At 45.6% G+C, this 17,732-nt stretch carries 21 protein-coding genes and 1 riboswitch; of the genes, 2 read left to right on the forward strand and 19 right to left on the reverse strand.

Annotation, left to right across the window (positions count from 1 at the left end):
- Positions 1-3: 3 nt before the first annotated feature.
- The 11 genes from B4E62_RS02355 to ubiU all read right to left on the reverse strand — a co-directional run bounded on the left by B4E62_RS02355 (position 4) and on the right by ubiU (position 9,143).
- Positions 4-1,509, reverse strand: a complete 1,506-nt coding sequence (locus tag B4E62_RS02355; RefSeq protein ID WP_331350905.1) for a VCBS repeat-containing protein — start codon at positions 1,507-1,509, stop codon at positions 4-6.
- 75 nt (positions 1,510-1,584) lie between these two features.
- On the reverse strand, positions 1,585-2,055 hold the full coding sequence (locus B4E62_RS02360) for a molybdenum cofactor biosynthesis protein MoaE (protein ID WP_331350906.1): 471 nt from the start codon (positions 2,053-2,055) through the stop codon (positions 1,585-1,587).
- An 11-nt stretch (positions 2,056-2,066) separates the two neighbouring features.
- Positions 2,067-2,315: a MoaD/ThiS family protein gene (locus tag B4E62_RS02365; RefSeq protein WP_151031210.1), complete on the reverse strand. Its 249-nt coding sequence runs from the start codon at positions 2,313-2,315 to the stop codon at positions 2,067-2,069.
- Positions 2,308-2,829, reverse strand: coding sequence for a cyclic pyranopterin monophosphate synthase MoaC (gene moaC / locus B4E62_RS02370; RefSeq protein ID WP_331350907.1), 522 nt, complete (start codon positions 2,827-2,829; stop codon positions 2,308-2,310). Before moaC ends, B4E62_RS02365 begins: the two co-directional genes overlap by 8 nt.
- Before the next feature lie 11 nt (positions 2,830-2,840).
- On the reverse strand, positions 2,841-3,386 hold the full coding sequence (gene moaB / locus B4E62_RS02375) for a molybdenum cofactor biosynthesis protein B (RefSeq protein WP_331350908.1): 546 nt from the start codon (positions 3,384-3,386) through the stop codon (positions 2,841-2,843).
- Between the two features lie 29 nt (positions 3,387-3,415).
- Positions 3,416-4,402 carry a GTP 3',8-cyclase MoaA gene (gene moaA, locus B4E62_RS02380; RefSeq protein ID WP_331350909.1) on the reverse strand — a complete coding sequence of 329 codons (987 nt, stop codon included), beginning with the start codon at positions 4,400-4,402 and terminating at the stop codon, positions 3,416-3,418.
- Positions 4,391-4,511: riboswitch (molybdenum cofactor riboswitch) on the reverse strand. It overlaps the preceding gene by 12 nt.
- Before the next feature lie 173 nt (positions 4,512-4,684).
- Entirely contained in the window at positions 4,685-5,062 is a 378-nt protein-coding gene (locus tag B4E62_RS02385; RefSeq protein ID WP_331350910.1) for a putative zinc-binding protein, read from the reverse strand.
- A gap of 104 nt (positions 5,063-5,166) precedes the next feature.
- On the reverse strand, positions 5,167-6,429 hold the full coding sequence (locus B4E62_RS02390; protein ID WP_331350911.1) for a nitrate/nitrite transporter: 1,263 nt from the start codon (positions 6,427-6,429) through the stop codon (positions 5,167-5,169).
- A gap of 158 nt (positions 6,430-6,587) precedes the next feature.
- Positions 6,588-7,223 (reverse strand): molybdenum cofactor guanylyltransferase MobA, encoded by a 636-nt coding sequence (gene mobA, locus B4E62_RS02395; protein ID WP_331350912.1) that lies wholly within the window; start codon positions 7,221-7,223, stop codon positions 6,588-6,590.
- The gene (locus tag B4E62_RS02400) at positions 7,224-8,117 is read right to left on the reverse strand and encodes a U32 family peptidase (RefSeq protein WP_331350913.1); all 894 of its coding nucleotides are present in this window, start codon (positions 8,115-8,117) and stop codon (positions 7,224-7,226) included.
- Between the two features lie 18 nt (positions 8,118-8,135).
- Positions 8,136-9,143, reverse strand: coding sequence for a ubiquinone anaerobic biosynthesis protein UbiU (gene ubiU, locus B4E62_RS02405; protein WP_331350914.1), 1,008 nt, complete (start codon positions 9,141-9,143; stop codon positions 8,136-8,138).
- 84 nt (positions 9,144-9,227) lie between these two features.
- Between ubiU and ubiT the strand changes: the two genes are divergently transcribed.
- The gene (ubiT, locus tag B4E62_RS02410) at positions 9,228-9,740 is read left to right on the forward strand and encodes a ubiquinone anaerobic biosynthesis accessory factor UbiT (RefSeq protein WP_331350915.1); all 513 of its coding nucleotides are present in this window, start codon (positions 9,228-9,230) and stop codon (positions 9,738-9,740) included.
- A 120-nt stretch (positions 9,741-9,860) separates the two neighbouring features.
- Here ubiT and nrdD read toward each other — a convergent pair whose 3' ends face one another.
- Together nrdD and nrdG are read right to left on the reverse strand one after the other, a co-directional pair.
- Positions 9,861-11,705, reverse strand: a complete 1,845-nt coding sequence (gene nrdD / locus B4E62_RS02415; protein ID WP_331350916.1) for an anaerobic ribonucleoside-triphosphate reductase — start codon at positions 11,703-11,705, stop codon at positions 9,861-9,863.
- A gap of 36 nt (positions 11,706-11,741) precedes the next feature.
- Complete coding sequence (gene nrdG, locus B4E62_RS02420) at positions 11,742-12,209, reverse strand: anaerobic ribonucleoside-triphosphate reductase activating protein (protein WP_331350917.1); 468 nt, start codon at positions 12,207-12,209, stop codon at positions 11,742-11,744.
- Between the two features lie 221 nt (positions 12,210-12,430).
- On the opposite strand from nrdG, the gene B4E62_RS02425 reads away from it, so the two are divergent.
- A complete protein-coding gene (locus tag B4E62_RS02425) occupies positions 12,431-12,820 on the forward strand; it encodes a ribonucleotide reductase subunit alpha (protein WP_331350918.1) in 390 nt (129 codons plus the stop codon).
- Between the two features lie 22 nt (positions 12,821-12,842).
- On the opposite strand, the gene B4E62_RS02430 is transcribed toward B4E62_RS02425, so the two are convergent.
- From B4E62_RS02430 to narH, 6 genes are read right to left on the reverse strand one after another with little or no spacing between them, the layout of a single operon-like run.
- Positions 12,843-13,112: a hypothetical protein gene (locus B4E62_RS02430; protein ID WP_331350919.1), complete on the reverse strand. Its 270-nt coding sequence runs from the start codon at positions 13,110-13,112 to the stop codon at positions 12,843-12,845.
- A 1-nt stretch (position 13,113) separates the two neighbouring features.
- Complete coding sequence (gene ytfE / locus B4E62_RS02435) at positions 13,114-13,836, reverse strand: iron-sulfur cluster repair protein YtfE (RefSeq protein WP_331350920.1); 723 nt, start codon at positions 13,834-13,836, stop codon at positions 13,114-13,116.
- A 27-nt stretch (positions 13,837-13,863) separates the two neighbouring features.
- Entirely contained in the window at positions 13,864-14,631 is a 768-nt protein-coding gene (locus B4E62_RS02440) for a peptidylprolyl isomerase (RefSeq protein ID WP_331350921.1), read from the reverse strand.
- Positions 14,632-14,665: 34 nt separating this feature from the next.
- Positions 14,666-15,355, reverse strand: coding sequence for a respiratory nitrate reductase subunit gamma (gene narI, locus B4E62_RS02445; RefSeq protein ID WP_331350922.1), 690 nt, complete (start codon positions 15,353-15,355; stop codon positions 14,666-14,668).
- Between the two features lie 11 nt (positions 15,356-15,366).
- Positions 15,367-16,104, reverse strand: coding sequence for a nitrate reductase molybdenum cofactor assembly chaperone (gene narJ / locus B4E62_RS02450; protein WP_331350923.1), 738 nt, complete (start codon positions 16,102-16,104; stop codon positions 15,367-15,369).
- Positions 16,105-16,109: 5 nt separating this feature from the next.
- Positions 16,110-17,645 carry a nitrate reductase subunit beta gene (gene narH, locus B4E62_RS02455; RefSeq protein ID WP_331350924.1) on the reverse strand — a complete coding sequence of 512 codons (1,536 nt, stop codon included), beginning with the start codon at positions 17,643-17,645 and terminating at the stop codon, positions 16,110-16,112.
- Between the last annotated feature and the right edge of the window lie 87 nt (positions 17,646-17,732).

Genomic DNA, 17,732 nt, shown 5'->3' on the forward strand with positions numbered 1-17,732 from the left:
TTTTTATTTTCTCACCATATTTTCAAGAATCACAACTCTTGGTGTAGGGCTTGGCATTGCGTCTTTACTTTTATCACTTGAATTATTCATTTTAAATAAAAGATCCAACCTAAGGCTACCGGCAATAATATCCAGATATCCGTCTCCGGTAACATCAGCTAATTCAAATGATGCAATACTCGCTGGTTTGGCGATAAGGTCGTGTTGAATAAAGTTCTGCTTGCCGTCATTTTCAAACCAAACCATGCTTTGTCGTTTTGGATCATTCCAATCATTCATAAAGCTGCCGGCCACTACATCCAAATCGCCGTCATTATCCATATCGCCGGCTAGTGCCAAGGCTGCTCCATAAAACCTGCCTATATCGCGGAATTTAAATGTTTTACCGTCAAGGTTTTCTAACCACTGAACGCCGTGATAAGGTTTTAAATCATTTTGGGTGTCGTAAGCATCGCCATTGGTAAACAAAATATCCATGTCGCCATCCAAATCCAAATCAAGTAAACGCATACTGGTGGAGCCAAACATGGGGTGGGGGCCGCGTGCGAGCACACGTTGAGTAAATTGTTTGTTGCCTTGATTAATAAAAGCCATAAATAATTCATGCTCTTGAGAGATGAGGCTAATAAAGTCCATGTGCCCATCGTTGTTTATATCCCAAGGAATTATGTTGAGTGCACCGGTCACATTTAATAAGGTTCGTTTTGCATGCTTGTTGTTACCCTGATTTTCTAACCAGAATATTTCACCGCTATCACCTCCTCCAAAGGCTGCAACTATTATGTCAAGATCGCCATCCTTATCTACGTCGATGGCTCTGACTTCTGCAATACGGCCTATGCCATCCATAAGCATTTCTTTAGCAAATGTTCCGCCTTTTTGTTTTCTAAGTAGAAAAATTTTCCCTACCTGTTTATCGGTATACGGAAGAACGCCAATATCTCCAATAAGCATATCGTTATCAAGATCACCATCATAATCAATAATATCGGCGTAAACAGATGTGCTTATGTCAGCAATTTTTTGCTCATTCCATTTTCCGTTATCTTTTGATAGTAAAAATACCGCATTATTGCTCATATCACTTACTATAAAATCGGGATTCTTACTGCCATTAATAGCTGCCAGTTTAATATTGGTGATAAGGGGCATATCTTGAGTTGCGCCAACTACATGCTGTTTGAATGTCAGCCTGTCTGACGGTTTGTTGTAAGGCAGGACGGGCAAATTTTCAGGTGCAGTGCCATAATAGAATGCCGTAATATCCCGCGTTTGATTGGCATCTATGATTGCTTTTCCATATTTCTTTAAGGCAATCTCGTTCATCGTCTCGATTATTCTTGGCCAACTCTTTTTGGGAGCAATATTAGGGCTTGGCATTGAATGGCATGAGCCACAGTAGTCCTTTGCCATGCTGACAATTCGATTAATATTTTCGTCAGAGATAGTGTTGTGGCTAGATAACAGCGCCAGTGCTGAAAATAAATAACAAATAATTTTTATATTCATAATTTAACGTAACGCTAGAGTAGTGTGTAAATATTCCAAACCAATTATGGGGCTTAACTAGAAAAATTGAGATGTTTACCAACGTTGAGCGAGTTGCTCGTCACTGTCTTTGGCTGAAACCCAATAGGATTCCGGTTTGCTATCCGGATTAGGCATCAAGGTTTCTTTTTTCCAAAAAGGGGCACTGGTTTTGAGTTTATCCATGATGAATTGAGCAGCTTCAAAGGCATCGGTACGATGTGCGCTGGATACACCTACCAACACAATTTGATCACCCGGTAATAGCTTCCCGGTGCGATGTATTATTGTTGTGCGCTGCAACGCCCAGCGTGCGTTTGCCTGCATACTGAGCTTGCCCAGCATGGTTTCTGTCATGAGTGGGTAATGTTCCAATTCAAGACTAACCAGCTGTTGTGGAGGAATAAAATCGCGCACCAGCCCGCTAAATAATACGACTGCACCGCAAGTAGAATTTGTAGTAATTAACCGGTTGTATTCCTTATTTAAATCAAAATCATCCGTTTGTACACGCACTAGATTACGCATCTAAACCCATCCTAACCACCTGTCACGGGTGGAAAAAAAGCGACCTCATCACCCGCTGCGATGGCGGTGTCATTACTAGCCATGGCATGATTAACGGCTATTAGTAACTTTTTTTCTAAAAATATTTTCTCCCAGTGCGGATGTTGTTTGACAATAAACGTTTTAAGCTGATTAATGTTTTCGCCTGAAAAATCCTGGACAAACAGTTCAGCACAACCTAAGCGCTCGCGTAAGTCAGCGAAAAAACACACTTTAATCATGCGTGTGCTCCTTTTGCCAGTCACCGCTTTTTCCGCCGGATTTTTGTTCCAGATAAATACTGCTTATCTCCATGTTTTTATCTACCGCTTTGCACATGTCATAAATAGTCAGTGCTGCAACGCTTGCAGCAGTAAGCGCCTCCATTTCTACTCCCGTTTGGCCAGTGGTTACGCAGCGGCTGCGAATAAAAATGGCGCCAACAGAGACATCACACACAAAGTCTATGCTAACTTTTGATAGTGCCACCGGATGGCAGAGTGGGATTAAATCTGCAGTTTTTTTCGCGGCCATAATTCCCGCAATACGAGCTACCGCTAACACGTCGCCTTTTTTTAGGCTGGCATTTTGGATCAGGCCAATAACATCGGAGCGGGTAATTACCATCGCACTGGCTACTGCGATGCGTTTGGTGATGGTTTTATCGCTAATATCCACCATGCAGGCAGCGCCGGTTTGATCGAGGTGCGTCAACGCTGGTAGGGTGTGATGCGTGTGTTGCTGGTTCATCGTCATATTCGTTCCGTTTATCCGCGTGTTCCGCAAGGTAGACGATGAGTCTTTTTTAAATGCGGTACAAAGTTGCATGGGCCCTGTGTGGAATCCAATTGGTATTTAATGATCTCATCCCACGCTGTTTTGCAGGCGTTAGTGGAACCAGGTAAACAAAAAATCAGCGTGTTATTGGCAAGCCCGGCAACCGCGCGGGATTGAATAGTGGAAGTACCAATATGGCGATAAGATATCTGGCGAAATAATTCGCCAAAGCCTTCTACGGTTTTATCAAATAAGGGGGTCATGGCCTCAGGGGTTGAATCGCGCCCGGTAAAACCTGTCCCTCCGGTGATTAAAATCACCTGAATTTTTTCGTCGGCAATCCACTGCGAACACTGGGCTCGGATTTGATAAATATCGTCGATGACCAGAGCGCGTGCGGCGAGTTGGTGTTGCGCATCTTGTAGTCGCTCAATTAACGCCGCACCGGAAGTGTCATTGGCAGTGCTGCGGGTGTCAGATACGGTCAGTACTGCAATCGCTAGCGGTAAAATATTTTCTGTGGTGTGGTGGGCCATAAATAATACACTCGCTTTCAATAGAAAAATTAACCGCCAATCATGGCTAAGTGACGGGTTGAACCGGTGATCTGGTTCTGTAAATCGTGACTGGCAGTTTTATGTTGTAGTGCGGCGCGCAAAAAATTCATCAGCGGTTGCGGGTCATCGCTTTGTAATAATGCGCGCATGGATTGATGTTGCTCGGCAAATAGACATAAATACAATTCCGCTTTGCTGGATACCCGCAGGCGATTGCAATCAGCACAAAAGTTTTTGCTGTAGGGCATTATCAGACCGATAGAGCCGATGTAATCCGGGTGGATAAACTCTTTGGCGGGTCCAGCATTAGCGCTGCGAATTTTTTGCGTCCAGCCTTCGCTAAGTAGCCGCTGTTGAATACGCTCGCCACTTAGATGTTGACGGGCAAAAAAATCCGCGTTGTCGCCAGTGCGCATTAACTCAATAAAACGAAGGGTAATTCTGCGGGTTTTAATAAATGCAAGAAAATCGTCCAGCTCACGGGCATTCTGTTCGCGCAGCAACACGGTGTTAATTTTGAGTTGTTTAAAGCCCAGTGCTTGAGCCTCATCAAGGCCCGTTAAAATGCTGCGCAACTTTCCACTGCCGGTGATTAGTTGAAACATCTCCGGGCGCAAGCTATCAATGCTGACATTAAGCGCATCCAAACCCGCAGCACGCCAGCTGGCTACGTCTTTTTCCAGGCGAAAGCCGTTAGTGGTAAGTGCTACCGAGTTAATTCCTGCAACACTTTTACAGGTTTTTATGATGTCACACAAATCGCGGCGCAAGCTCGGTTCACCGCCGGTCAAGCGAACTTTCTGAGTGCCCAATAATGTAAAGGCGGTGACTAAACGACGAATTTCAATAAGACTTAAATCACCCTCCATCGAATGGCATTCACTGCCATCGGGTAAGCAATAGCTGCAACTGAAATTACATTTTTCGGTGAGTGACAGGCGCAAATAACCAAACGTGCGCGCAAACCTGTCCGTCAGTAGCGATTCATCCAGCATAAAACACCTTTCCAAATCCGGGAGGCCTGTTCATTTCTAAACAGACCCATTGGCTTAATTCCATAGTCAGGATGACCTTAGGCCATTAAGCTCGGCGTTGTTTCTATAGTGGTTTCATACTAGCGGTTTTGGTTGGGTGATGTTATTGCCGTGAATGGGTGCACGATTACCACTTTGGGGGTAGTTGTGAATCCAGCGGTATGTAGCTGGTTGTTAATTTTCGGTGAGTTTGTGTTAAATCAAATAGTCTGTTAATGGGATCTGTCGCAGAGAATGAATAAACTAATCAATGTTTTTTATGGATAGCAATTGATGTGCAGCACTCAAGGCCTTATGCATATCGCCAATAGAGCAACCCTGATGTTCTATTTTTTTTAACCCCAAGCTACTCAATTCAAAATGCCAGCTGGCTTTAATCTGATGCATTTCCAACACTTTTTTTACACAGACGATTTTACAGCCATCAATGGCGAGAATAGGGCGGCCCGATTTTGCAAGTTTGACTAACCCTTTCACATTGCCCCCCACACCAGCGATGCAGGACATTTGAGCATGTCCTTCCCGGTCTAGTACTATGGCAATATCATTCGCGAGCTGTGCTACATTTGAGCAGCCTGAGCATGAATAGACTAATGGTAAATCGCATTTTTTGTCGGTCATGGCAATGTCCTGATACATTTATGTAATCGGAAAAATAAATTGTAATCAGTATAAAAATGCTGGGCTTTTTGCGCTTGATCTGCATCAAGCCCTTTAGAATAGAATTAATGTTCCTGAGGGTTTGCGTTGCGATGCAATTCTTTTTCGGCATGTACAGGGCGAACTTCGGAGAAGTACATCCACATCAGTGATGTCCAGATAATGCCGAACATAAACATAAATGCTGAAGAACGGACACCTGTTAAATCAACTAAGGCGCCAAATAAAATAGGCAAAATAAATCCTCCCAAACCACCAGCCAAACCTACCACTCCGGAAACAACACCAATATTTTGTGGGTAATCATCAGAAATATATTTAAATACCGATGCTTTGCCTACCGCGAAAGCAATACCCATGGTAAACATAATAATAGTGAAACTGGTAGCTCCAAGGCCGAAGTGAAAACTCCGAGGGCCATTAATGGTGGTGAGCACTATTTCTGTGGGCGGGTAGGAGAGAAAAAATAAACACACGAGCGATACCCAAAGTACCCACCAGGTTACCGTGTGGGCGCCAAATTTGTCGGAGAAGTATCCGCCTAATGCGCGCAACATGCCGCCGGGTAAACTAAATGCAACCGCCAAAAGTGCTGCTGTTTTTAAATCAAAGCCGTATTCGGTGATGTAGTATTTTGTCATCCATAGCGAGAGCGCCACATAACCGCCGAATACAATGGAATAATACTGGCTGTAGCGCCATACCCGTGGATCTTTTAATACTGCAAGTTGTTGTTTAATAGTGATGCTGCTAGCAGCGCTGTGCGATTTATCAGTAAAGCTAAAAAACCAAAATAAAATCGCTGTAATCAGCATAAGCACGGCATAAACTTTGGGAACCATTGTCCAGCCATATGCCACTACAATGATGGGCGCAACGAGTTTGGTAACGGCTGCGCCGGTATTACCTGCACCGAATATTCCCATTGCCAAGCCTTGGCGCTCTTTTTTAAACCAGCGAGCGCAATAGGCAATCCCCACGGTAAATGAGCCGCCCGCGACGCCCACAAATAAACTCAACACTAAAAATTGCCAATAGACAGTTGCATAAGAAATTAGCCAAATCGGAATCACCGTTGAAAGCATCAAAATAAAAAATACGATCCTTCCACCAAAACGGTCGGTCCACATGCCCATGGGTAAGCGGATTAAAGATCCAGTCAGTACCGGCATCGCAATCAGTAAACCAAATTCAGTTTCATTGAGCGCCAATGCTTCTTTGATAGGGATTCCGATAACCGCAAACATCATCCAAATCATAAAACAAATGGTAAATGAAAACGTACTAGCGATAACAACTGACCAGGCTTTGTATTCACTTTTTTCCATAATTCTCTCCTAGTGATACCAATAATTCATAACGCTAGCATTAATAAATGCATGTTATTCAATAGGAGTTTACTGTGCGCGTCTTAAGCTTGCTATCGGTGCGGGTCGGTTTGAATGGGTAGCAGCTACCTACAATGAGGTAGGTCTGGACGGTTGTGTTATTGCGCTAATATTGAATGCGCTGCAGTTAAATCCTGAGGAGTGTTAACGTTAAAAAATGCGTTTTCATTGCTGTTAGAAAAATCAACGGTGATGGCTTGCAGTAAACGCAATATGTCTTGCATTCGGTATTTTTCAGTTGAGCGTAAAATTACATCCAACTGTGGGAACAGTGCGATATTCCAGAGTGCAAAAACATACTGCTGTTGGTGATTATGTTGTGCGACGAAAACATGATTATTGTGCAGCCTTGTCGCTTGCAAGAATCGGCTATACAAATCAGTGGGTATAAATGGCGTGTCAGAAGCGACACTGAGCAACCAGTTCGCCGATGAATTGCGCGCGCGCAGGTATTGCATGCTACTAGCGATGCCTGCAAGCGGGCCTGAGAATGAGGAATATAGGTCTTCAACCACACTGATATGTGCAGGTCGATGTGTGGGGTGTCTAAAAGTCTCCTCTACCAGTGTCGAGCCGGGAGCGATATTCAAAAGAATTTCATCAACTTGTGGGGTAAGTCGTGCTAATAAGGAGTCGATGATGCGCTCCTCGCCCAAAGAGCACAGGCATTTGGGGTGTCCGCCCATTCGGCTTGAGCGACCACCGGCCAATACTACGGCGATTGTTTTTTCCATTTAGTGGCTTCCGGTACTGGCGATGATTAATTCCTTGCCCGCTTGATCATGCCAAAAGCCATTGCAGTCAGGCTTTTGTAAAGGAAATGTTGTTGGATTGTGTAATTGCTGTTGAAAGCGTTCCAGCCACAAAAATGTATCATTTTCTTGCGGGCTTAAACGAATAATATCAATAGTATGCTGTAGCCCTTGTAAATCGTTAATGAGGTTGTGTCGATAACCGGATTGGGTTTGAATACCATTTAATGTAAATAATGTCTCGCCTTCCTGGCTGGTTACTGCTCGGCCTGCTGGATATTTTTTGCAGCACAAATCGCATTGATCTTTGGATTTACCCTCGGCACGCGCGCTGAAACAGCGCGCCGACCAAGCCAGTGGTAAGTGGCCAAAGGCAAACAGTTCGGTAGTAAAGCATTCGCGTACATCGTTTATTTCACTGCTCTCTAACATACTGTTTATCCAGCGCAGGGGTAATTCAACGGGAACTACCCAGCGTTGCATCCCCATTTTCATTAAATAGCGCAAACTGTGTTGGTTATAACAATTGAGTGTATTGCCCGCCACAAAAGGCAGCCCGCGCTCGTTCAGTAAACCCACGGCGCCTATGTCATTTGCTTCAATTAAAAAGTCGCCGTTGTCGCAGTAGCGATTTAACTCGCGTAAATCTGCCGGGGATTCCAGCAATGTCATGCTGGAGAGCACCACTTCTTTGCCTGCTTCACGCAATTGGTGTGCAAGGTCGATGTAATCTTCCAAGCGCAATTCGCGACGCTTGGGGCATACGGTTTCACCCAAATAAATAATATCCACACAAGATTCGGCGGCAGTGCGGTAGAAATCCAGCACGCTGTTTTTATCCCAAAAATATAAAATCGGTCCGAGTGAAAATTTCATAATAAAAACCTTTTGGTTTTATCGCCACTGACGTTCGTAAGCACCCAGTGTGGTTTGGCTGCCTTCAGCCAGTTGCGTGAGTGCAGCTTGCCATTCATTTTTAACTAAAAATTTTTCAGGGTCGGCGCGGCAGCAATCAATGGCTTGGCGCCACGCGCGTGTAACTTGCGCGACGTAAGCCGCGCTGCGTTGGCGCCCCTCAATTTTTAATGAACGAATACCCAGTGCGAGCAGTTCCGGCAATAATTCCATCGTATTTAAACTGGTGGGCTCTTCCAATGCATGATAGGGCGTCGAACTGGATTCATCGGCGAGTGTAAAGCGGCCTTTGCACAGTGTTGGGTAGCCCGCTGTTTCATTCGTGTCAAAGCGATCAATTAATACATTATTTAAACGGGATTCCAACACGCCATTGTGGTCTTCCCAGCGCACAAATTCGGCAGGTGAGCAGGCACCAAACGTATTGGGTGATTGCCCGGTTAAATAAGAACTCAAATAGCAACGCCCCTCCGCCATAATGCACAGGCTGCCAAAGGCGAATACTTCCAAAGGTGTAGTGCAGGAGCGCGCCAGATTCTTTACTTGAGCGATAGACAGTACCCGAGGCAATACCACGCGCTGCACATTAAATTGCTGTGCATAAAAATCGATGGCGGCCGCGTTAGTTGCCGATGCTTGTACCGATAAATGCAGTTCTGCCTGCGGGTAGCGTTCGGCGGCATACTGCAGAATACTCAGGTCAGCAATGATCAGCGCATCAACTCCGCAGGTAATTGCTTCATCTACTGCGCTTGTCCAATGCTGCCAGGTATCCGGGTGCGCAAAAGTATTAATCGCCAGATGCACCTTGCACCGGTGTTGATGCGCATAGTGTGCTGCTTCTTTCAGTTTTAAAGCGTCCAGATTCAAACCGGCAAAATGCCGCGCGTTAGTTTCGTTGCGCAACCCCAAGTACACTGCATCGGCACCATTTTCAATGGCAGCTTTAAGTGCAGGAATATTGCCTGCAGGGCATAACAATTCCATCGCCTACCTCCAATGGTTTATAGCCAGCTTGGTGTTAGCTTGTCATGATTGGTAATGCTCTATTGTCGATCATGAGGTGCAAAAATGTTATACCAACAAAGGGTAAGCAAAGGGGTAGATGCTCTCGCACAAGCGATGATTCCACATCTGCCTGGCGCAATGGGTTGGGCTGCGCGAGTGGTGCCTGACCGGTTGCAGCAAGTGGCGCTGGCACGCAGCCTTAACTATGCGCTACGCGAGGCTATTGCTGCGGGTGAATTGGATTTTTTTTGCGATAAATTGCTGAATATTTGTGTTAAGGATATAGGTGTTCAATTTAGCGTTCGCTACTGCAATCATAAGCTGGTTGTGGCGGAAGCACAGGCCGAACCCGATCTGCGTTTTAGCGCAAGCAGTTACGATCTGTTACTGATTGCAACCCAGAGGCTTGATCCTGACATGCTGTTTTTTCAGCGGCGGTTGGAAATGAATGGTGATACCGAATTGGGTTTGGGGATTAAAAACCTATTGGCCAGTATTGAGTTAAATACACAATTACCATCGCGTATCGCTGCGGCCGTACAACAAATTGCTGGATATGTTGCGCGTTATCGCTAAATTAATCCCGCAAAAAACTGCACACCGGCTAAGGGGTGCCGGGTGCAGAAAGGGCTGAGGGGGTTTAGCATCCATGGGTTTTGAAACGTTAATCGAGTGTTAATTGGCTAATAAATTATCTCAGGCGGCAGCGGTCGAATCATGTCGCTCAGCCTGATGTTGAGGGCTATTAACCGAAGTGGTGCGTGCTTTTTTCATATGGTAATGACGCAGCTTGTGCTCTTTGCGACGCCCGGCACTGAAGGACGAAATGCGTTTTAAATACCCAATCACGCGCGTGCCGTAGTCCACATCATCTGAGCCACACGCGGAGCATTTATGCAGGGTGCGTTTGTCGATCTGTTGGCATTGGTTACAGATAGTAATTTTTACGTTGATGCAAAAATAGTTACAGCCAGTTTTAGCCGCAATATTGATAAGGTTAAGGTAGGCGTCTGCACTTAATGCTTCATCCAGATTTAAATGGAGTGCAGAGCCACCGTCGAGATAATCAATCAATTCTCGGCCATGCAAGATAAATTTGTCGAGGGGATTGGTGTCTTCATCTTCCACCACATAAAAATAAGAATTGTAGCAGTCGCGCTTAACTTCATAACCATCAGCTTTATCCCATTTAGCATTTTTAATACCGAGATTTTCAGCTGGAACAAATTCAGTATTAAATAAATAGCCAAATTCGGCCTTGGCTGCTTTATTTGCGTTATAAATGACCTTTAAATGATTTTGAACGAAGGTAATGTAGTCCTTGTTGTTGCTAGCTTTTATGCCTTGAGATTCAGCCGCTTCCGCCATACCGTTGATGCCAATAGTAAGGAATTGTTTTTCCAGGCTGATAAAGCCAGCGGAGTACACATTGAGCATACCGGCTGCTAAATATCCCTCCATTAATTGACGATAAGCGACTTGATAACAGTGAATTTTTTTCACTTCAGCGAGTAAGTCGCGCTTATCCTGTACCAGGCGATTCATATTGATCGTGATCACATTGATCGAACCCGTAGCAACTCCGCCAGCACCGAGTGTGTAAGAGAAGGTGTGGTCGCTAATTTCGTTGCGCAGGCGACAGCAGGAGGCAAGAGAATCAGCATTGTCAGAAAGATAAATAAAGAATGCGCTACCCGCTGCCAGATGCGAGCCAATAGAAGCGGCAAATGGGTGGTCTTTACATTGACCATTTTCGGTGAGCATGGCCACTGTAACTACCGGGAAGGTCAGCAGGGTTTTACTGCGTTCGGCATTAAACCAATGCAGAAAAAAATCTTGCAACTCCGCCACATTCTTCCACTCGGGCTTGGTGAAATCCGGAAATACAAATTCACCGAACATCGAATCAAAATAATGTTGGTCGTAAATGGAAATGTTCCAGAACACGCTTTGATAACCGCGCGCTGCTGCTGGTTGATTGAGCGCGTAAACCACATGTTGTAAATGGTTGGCGATTTGTTTGGTGTGGGTGTTCAGGTAGTTATCACCATAGTCTCTACGAGCGAAATAATCAAAATAGGTAAGAAATTCGACGGTGGCTATAGCACCGGCAAATTGTGAACTAACAGCAAAAACAAAATTTACAAATGTACCGCAAAAGGATTCCAGATGTTGTGGTGCGCGCGATTCGCCGCCCAGCTTGGTTAATCCATCCAACAAAAATGGATACATGGTGAGCGATGCACAGTAGGGCTTCAGGCTGGTTTCATCGTGCACATAAATTTCATGCTGTTCAATCTGGCGGATATATTCTGCTGCCATAGTATCGCCAAATAATTCTGCAATTTTGCGGCTTACCTGTGTACGATTCACTTGCACAAAAAAATCCTTCATTAATTCCGCCTCCAATGTCGCAATATTTTTTTGCGTGACATTGGCGTTGGCGTCCATAGTAGAACCGTCGGCTGCATTTTCTGCCGCCAAATAATGTTGAATAAAATCTAATTTTTCATCGAGTTGGGCAGGGTTCAGACGCAGCATAAAAACTCCTCGTTATGGATAATGACTAGTGTGTGATTAACAATTGGCGCTAGTGTGGAACTTGTAATTCAGTAATTCGTTGGTGCGCAAATCAATAAATCGCTGATTGGTGTTGGGATTGTCTAAACCGCCGCGCGCTGCAACCCAAGCCCCAGTTTTCACATAGGTCAAATGCGGCAACAAGCAGTCGGGTATCAGATCAAAACCGCTGTATAGACAGGTGTTTAAGTTGGCGCGCCGCGCTTGTTCAAGCAGAGGCTGTAATAAAACCGGTAGCCATTCGCCGCCAAAAAAGACAACACAGCTGATCAGTCCGCGATAGGCGTCCAAACGGCTCTGGAAATAATCACCATAGAGCGGTTCACCCAGTTTGGGGTTGCGATACTCGCTGCTATGGCAGCCTTTGCAGCGCAGCGGGCAGCCAGTAATGGTGTAGGCGAGTGAGGTTTCACCAGGTACTTCCTGCCATACAACTTGTTCATTCACAAAGCGCATAAATTTCATAAAACACCATATGTAGTATTTATCTTTTCTTATGTGTCTATATGTGGTGTAAGGCTAGTGTGCGAACCGGCCTCAATATTTGATCTACATCAAACTTTGCGCAGAGCTACCCACAAGGGGGTAGGAGAGTTGGCAAGAGGGTGGCTAAGCCTTAGTGGGTATTTCATCGCGAACGTGTAATGCGTAAATTGTGCTATTGGGCAACAAAATGAGGTTAAGCAATGGAACACTTTGATGATTTTTTAACAGCAGCGCGCGCGCAAGCAGATGCGCAACGGTTATTGTTGGTGTTTGTGGATATTGATGATGCTGCGGGTGGGGATGCTAATGTAGGCGGTTTTCTAACGCCGAAAATGTGTGTGGATAAAACGCCGGATGAAATTACCAGCTTCAATGATCTGGTCGCTGAAGCGGCGAACACCGGCCAAGCCTGGTCGCTAGTATTTGCGGCCAGTCTCGCAGGTAACGGCGTGCAGGCACCAAGTAGTACCGATGCCAACAAACCCCTTGATGCGATGATTGCAGGCATCAACACCGGTATGATTCAGCAGTATTTGGTATTTGATAAGCAGGGTGGGATTTTATCGCTCACGGCGAATGACGAAGGTTGAATTAGTAACTGCACGAAAACGGTTAAACCAGATTATTTAACTGCAACACTTTGTAAATTTTTTTAGCACTGCGCGCCAGTTTATTGATGTCACCCAAGTTGGGTGCTTCGCCGCGCGCAAGGCTATATTCCCAGTGAATAACTTCCTGTTCCAAATATTCCAACAATTTTTTTGCGCAGCCGACGCACTTGCCGGAACAGACGCGCGCTTCATCCAATTCATCAAATGGAATCTGTGCGCGTATCTGCCCCACCAGTGCCGTCATTGCGCTGGCGGTATTCGGCTTCTTCATTTCAACTACAGGTACCACAACAAGTTGAATTGGGCTGTGGTTTGCTAAATTGTTCCTCTTGTTTAATAAATAGCAGATTATTTTCCAGGTGGATATGTTCCATCAAATCATTGCGCAACTTTTGCAGGCCTAAGTAGAGTGCGCGCCAAGTATTGCAGGCGCCCAGCGGCGGTTGCATATTGTTGGTGAGCCTCTCTAATTCACGCAGTGCCATGTCATGGTCGTCGTGTTCATGGCGCATCACACTAATGGGGCCAAGCACCATTGAGCCGGTGCCTCGTTTGATCATGGGGAATAGAATTTGTTCTTCTTTTTGCATATGCATCTCTAACTCTTGTGCCATATGCAGCAGGTGATCACTTAAACCATGGGGGCAGCCGGGTTTATCGATGTGCACTCGCTCCACTTTAGTTGCCAGGCGCACTAATTCTGGCAATTCAGCCCGATGTACCTGATGGAAATTTTCCAAAATAAAATCAATCAGCAGTGGTAGGGGCATATCCTCTGTTGCAGCAACATCACCTTTGCTGGCGATACTAAATAATGCATTGGCAATAATGTCACTATCCAGATTTTTTTCTTCTGCCGCACGGCGTAGACTTTTATTGCCACCGCAACAAAAATCTAACCCTTGGCGATGAAAAATAGCTGTGGCGCCCGGAATTTTTCGTGCTAGCTGACCCAGGCTTCGGTTAAGTAAGTCGTGTGCTGTTTCTAAGCTCATGGTGTAACCCTCGCAAGCTAAAGCGGTTTATTGCATAAGCGTTGATGTTGGTACCGAAAAATCATAACCTTCTATTTTGGCGTCGTTAATCAATTGCTGAATGTATTGTGCTATGGCTTTGTGGCGAACTCGCTCCTGTAAAAATTGTGCGATCTTGATTTTTACATCATCAAATTGCAGTGCTTGCCCCGGTGTGATGCGATTGACTTTAACAATATGAAAGCCGTAGCGACTTTCAAGAGGTTGGTGATGTAAGCCGACCGGCAAGAGCAATAATTGCCGTTCAAACTCCGGCACGGTTTGGCCGCGGCTGATAACACCCAAATCTCCGCCTTCTTGTTTAGAGGGGCAGGCGGAATATGTTCGTGCAAGTTGGGAAAAATCCTGCCCCAGTTGTAATTTGATCAATAGAGCTTCAGCGTCTTGTTTTGCCGTAATACGCGCAGCTTCATCGTCCGGTGCTGCAGCGATCAAAATATGCTGCAATTCAAGCAGTGGTGAACTCATAAAACGTTGAGCATTGGCCCGGAAGTATTGCTGGCACGCCTGCTCATCGGCAGTAGGTAATTGCACTTCTTGCGCAAGTAGGGCCTCAATAAAATCCTCATCTGAGGCCTCTGCATTGTTGTCTCCTACTTGCAGCTCCAGCTGGGCCGCTCGTTGGCGTAACAACTCGCTAATGATTAAGGCCTCGGCGGCTTTAATCATCGCGTCACGCTGTGAATCCGCTGGGTGGTATTGCATTTCAGCCAAAATATGTTGTTCGCTTATGGTGGCTTGATTGACTTGAATCATAGCTTTCTCTCCTGTGCGTTATTTACGTTTGCCATTAATGCCAGGCTTTTTTGCGTACAATTTGATAACGGCGCCCTACGTATTTCACTGGCACACTAAATACATGTACCAAACGGCTGAAGGGAAATACCACAAATAAACTCATCCCCAAAAATACATGGAGTTTGTAAATCCAGTGTACTGAGGCTATAGCCGTAGCCGCTTGCGTAGGATCAAAAGTGGCGATGTTTTGTGCCCAGCTCATTAGCAACAACATCTCTTCGCCATCGGTATGCTGCGCAGAAATAAAAATAGATCCCAAGCCTAATATTAACTGCGCGTAGAGTAGCAGCAGTACGGCAATATCCATGTTGCTGCTGGTGGCGCGAATACGAGGGTTAAATAAACGGCGACGCAATAAAATGGTTAATCCAATAAAACAAATAACACCAAAAATTCCACCCAGCGTCATTGCAATAATTTGTTTGTGATGAGCGTGAATGCCGAGTAGATGCCAGAGTTCAACGGGGGTTAATAGGCCGACAAAATGACCCAATAAAACGACTATGATGCCCACATGGAATAAGCGGCTGCCAATCTTAAGTTGTTTCCCTTCCAGTAACTGGCTGGAGCTGGCTTTCCAAGTGTATTGTTCGCGGTCGTAGCGAATCCAACTGGCGATGAAACAAATAATCAATGCCAGATAGGGGTAAAGTCCAAATAATAAGGTGTTGAGATAATTCATAATGGCTCCTATTACCGCGCACTGGCTTGTAATTTAAGTAACTCATCGACGTTCAGAAATTCGACATGATCACGGCTTTGTTGTGGCGTTGGGCGTGCGGTTGAACTGCTACAACTATCGGCATTTTTTTCTGCACCGAAATTCACCACTTCATCCTCCCAGACTTTATCCAAGGCCTCTGGTGTGTCATCGCGTTTTTCTTGCTCTAATTGGGCATGTAATTCGTCGAGATTCACCTCAACACCCGAGAGCAAAATCAAACAGTGAAATAGCCCGGCATAGGGGTTATTGCGTTTTTCCAGCCGACAAGCCAGCACTGCCAAAATCGGCGCAACTTCCTCCAAACCAATACGCGCATTTTCTTCGCCCTGAGTGGATAGAAACTCCAGGTACAGCGGCAAATAGTCAGGCAATTCTTTTACTCCTATGTCCAAACCGGCATCCCGGTATTGCTGTTGTAGATTCACCATAGCTTGGCCTCTATCGCGTGATTCACCATGGATATGTTCAAACAAATGCAGCGATAGTGAGCGCCCGCGTTCGAACAAGCTGTCATAAGTAGATTGCAAATCCAGCAGCGGCGTGTGTGCGTAGTGGTTTAAAAATTCATCTAAAAAAGTGTGTATTTGTTGCTTAGACTGCGAAGGTGCTTCTATTAATTGCATGCCGATGCGCAGTACTGCTACCAGTTCGGCAGAGTTGTCTTCCGGATAGTCCATCAGGAGTGATAAAACGGTTAGTAATTTCATGGGTCTTACTCCTGAATCGATACGGGAATGACTTGGCGAACCCCTTTGGCTTTAGTGCCAAATAGGCTCACATCATTGTCGCCATCGCCACAGCCATTACCAAAACTAAAACCGCAACTGCTTTTTAAATCGTAGGCATTTTCGGCATAAGCGCGGTGACTGGTGGGTACTACAAAACGGTCTTCGTAATTGGCGATGGCCATATAGCGATACATTTCCTCTACCGTTACTACATCTAATCCGACTTGTTTAAGCACCTCCAAATCCTGCACACCGTCCACATGTTTACTACGCATATAAGCGCGCATGGCAATCATGCGTTCCAGTGCATGCTCAACGGGTTTTTCATCGCCTGCTGTTAATAAGTTAGCGAGATAGCGCAGTGGAATACGCAAGGATTTTAAATCGGGAATTTCACCATTCATGCCCACATGACCCGCTTGCGCGGCGTTTTGAATGGGCGATAGTGGTGGTATATACCAAACCATGGGCAGGGTACGATATTCAGGATGCAGCGGCAGTGCGACTTGCCATTCGACCGCCATTTTGTAAACGGGCGAACGCTGTGCGGCCTCAATCCACGCCTGTGGAATACCTTCTGCTTGAGCAGCGGCGATAACGCCGGGTGAATTGGGGTCAAGAAAAATATCCAACTGCGCTTGATATAAATCTTTTTCACTCGCCACACTGGCTGCTTCAGCAATGCGATCAGCATCGTATAAGAGCACACCTAAGTAGCGAATGCGGCCCACACAAGTTTCCGAGCAAACAGTCGGTTGACCTGCTTCAATTCGTGGATAACAGAAGGTACATTTTTCTGATTTTCCGCTTTTCCAGTTGTAATAGATTTTTTTGTAGGGGCAGCCCGATACACACATGCGCCAGCCGCGACATTTGTCTTGGTCGATTAATACAATGCCGTCCTCATCGCGTTTATAAATCGCACCGGAAGGGCAAGAGGCAACACAGGCAGGGTTTAAACAGTGTTCGCATAAACGTGGTAAATACATCAAAAACGTTTTTTCGAATTGACCGTAAATTTCGGTTTGCACTACGTCATCAAAATTTTTGTCTTTTCTGCGCTTGGCGAATTCGGTGCCGAGAATTTCCTCCCAGTTTGGTCCCCAATTAATTTTTTCCATGCGTTGACCGGTAATTAATGACCGGGGGCGCGCGGTAGGCTGGTGCTCACTTTTGCCTGCTGTGTGAAGGTGTTGGTAATCAAAGTCAAAGGGTTCGTAATAGTCGTCAATTTCCGGCAGATCCGGGTTGGCGAAAATATTGGCAAGCACGCGCAATTTGCCACCGATGCGCGGGGTTAATTTCCCATCCGCACTGCGCTGCCAGCCGCCTTTCCATTTATCCTGATTTTCCCACTCTTTGGGGAAGCCAATACCGGGTTTTGTTTCTACATTGTTAAACCAGGCGTATTCCACGCCTTCGCGTGAAGTCCAGACATTTTTGCAAGTAATAGAGCAGGTGTGGCAACCGATACATTTATCCAGGTTCAACACCATGCCAATTTGGGCACGAACTTTCATTTTTTTTGCCTCTGTAAATTCGAGAAATTTTTTGGGGAAGAACCCCCGCCTGGCCTCCCCCTTTATAAAGGGGAGGGTTAGGGTGGG

Origin of the sequence: Cellvibrio sp. UBA7671 (assembly GCA_002483145.1) — a bacterium.
GTDB classification, from domain to species: domain Bacteria; phylum Pseudomonadota; class Gammaproteobacteria; order Pseudomonadales; family Cellvibrionaceae; genus Cellvibrio; species Cellvibrio fibrivorans.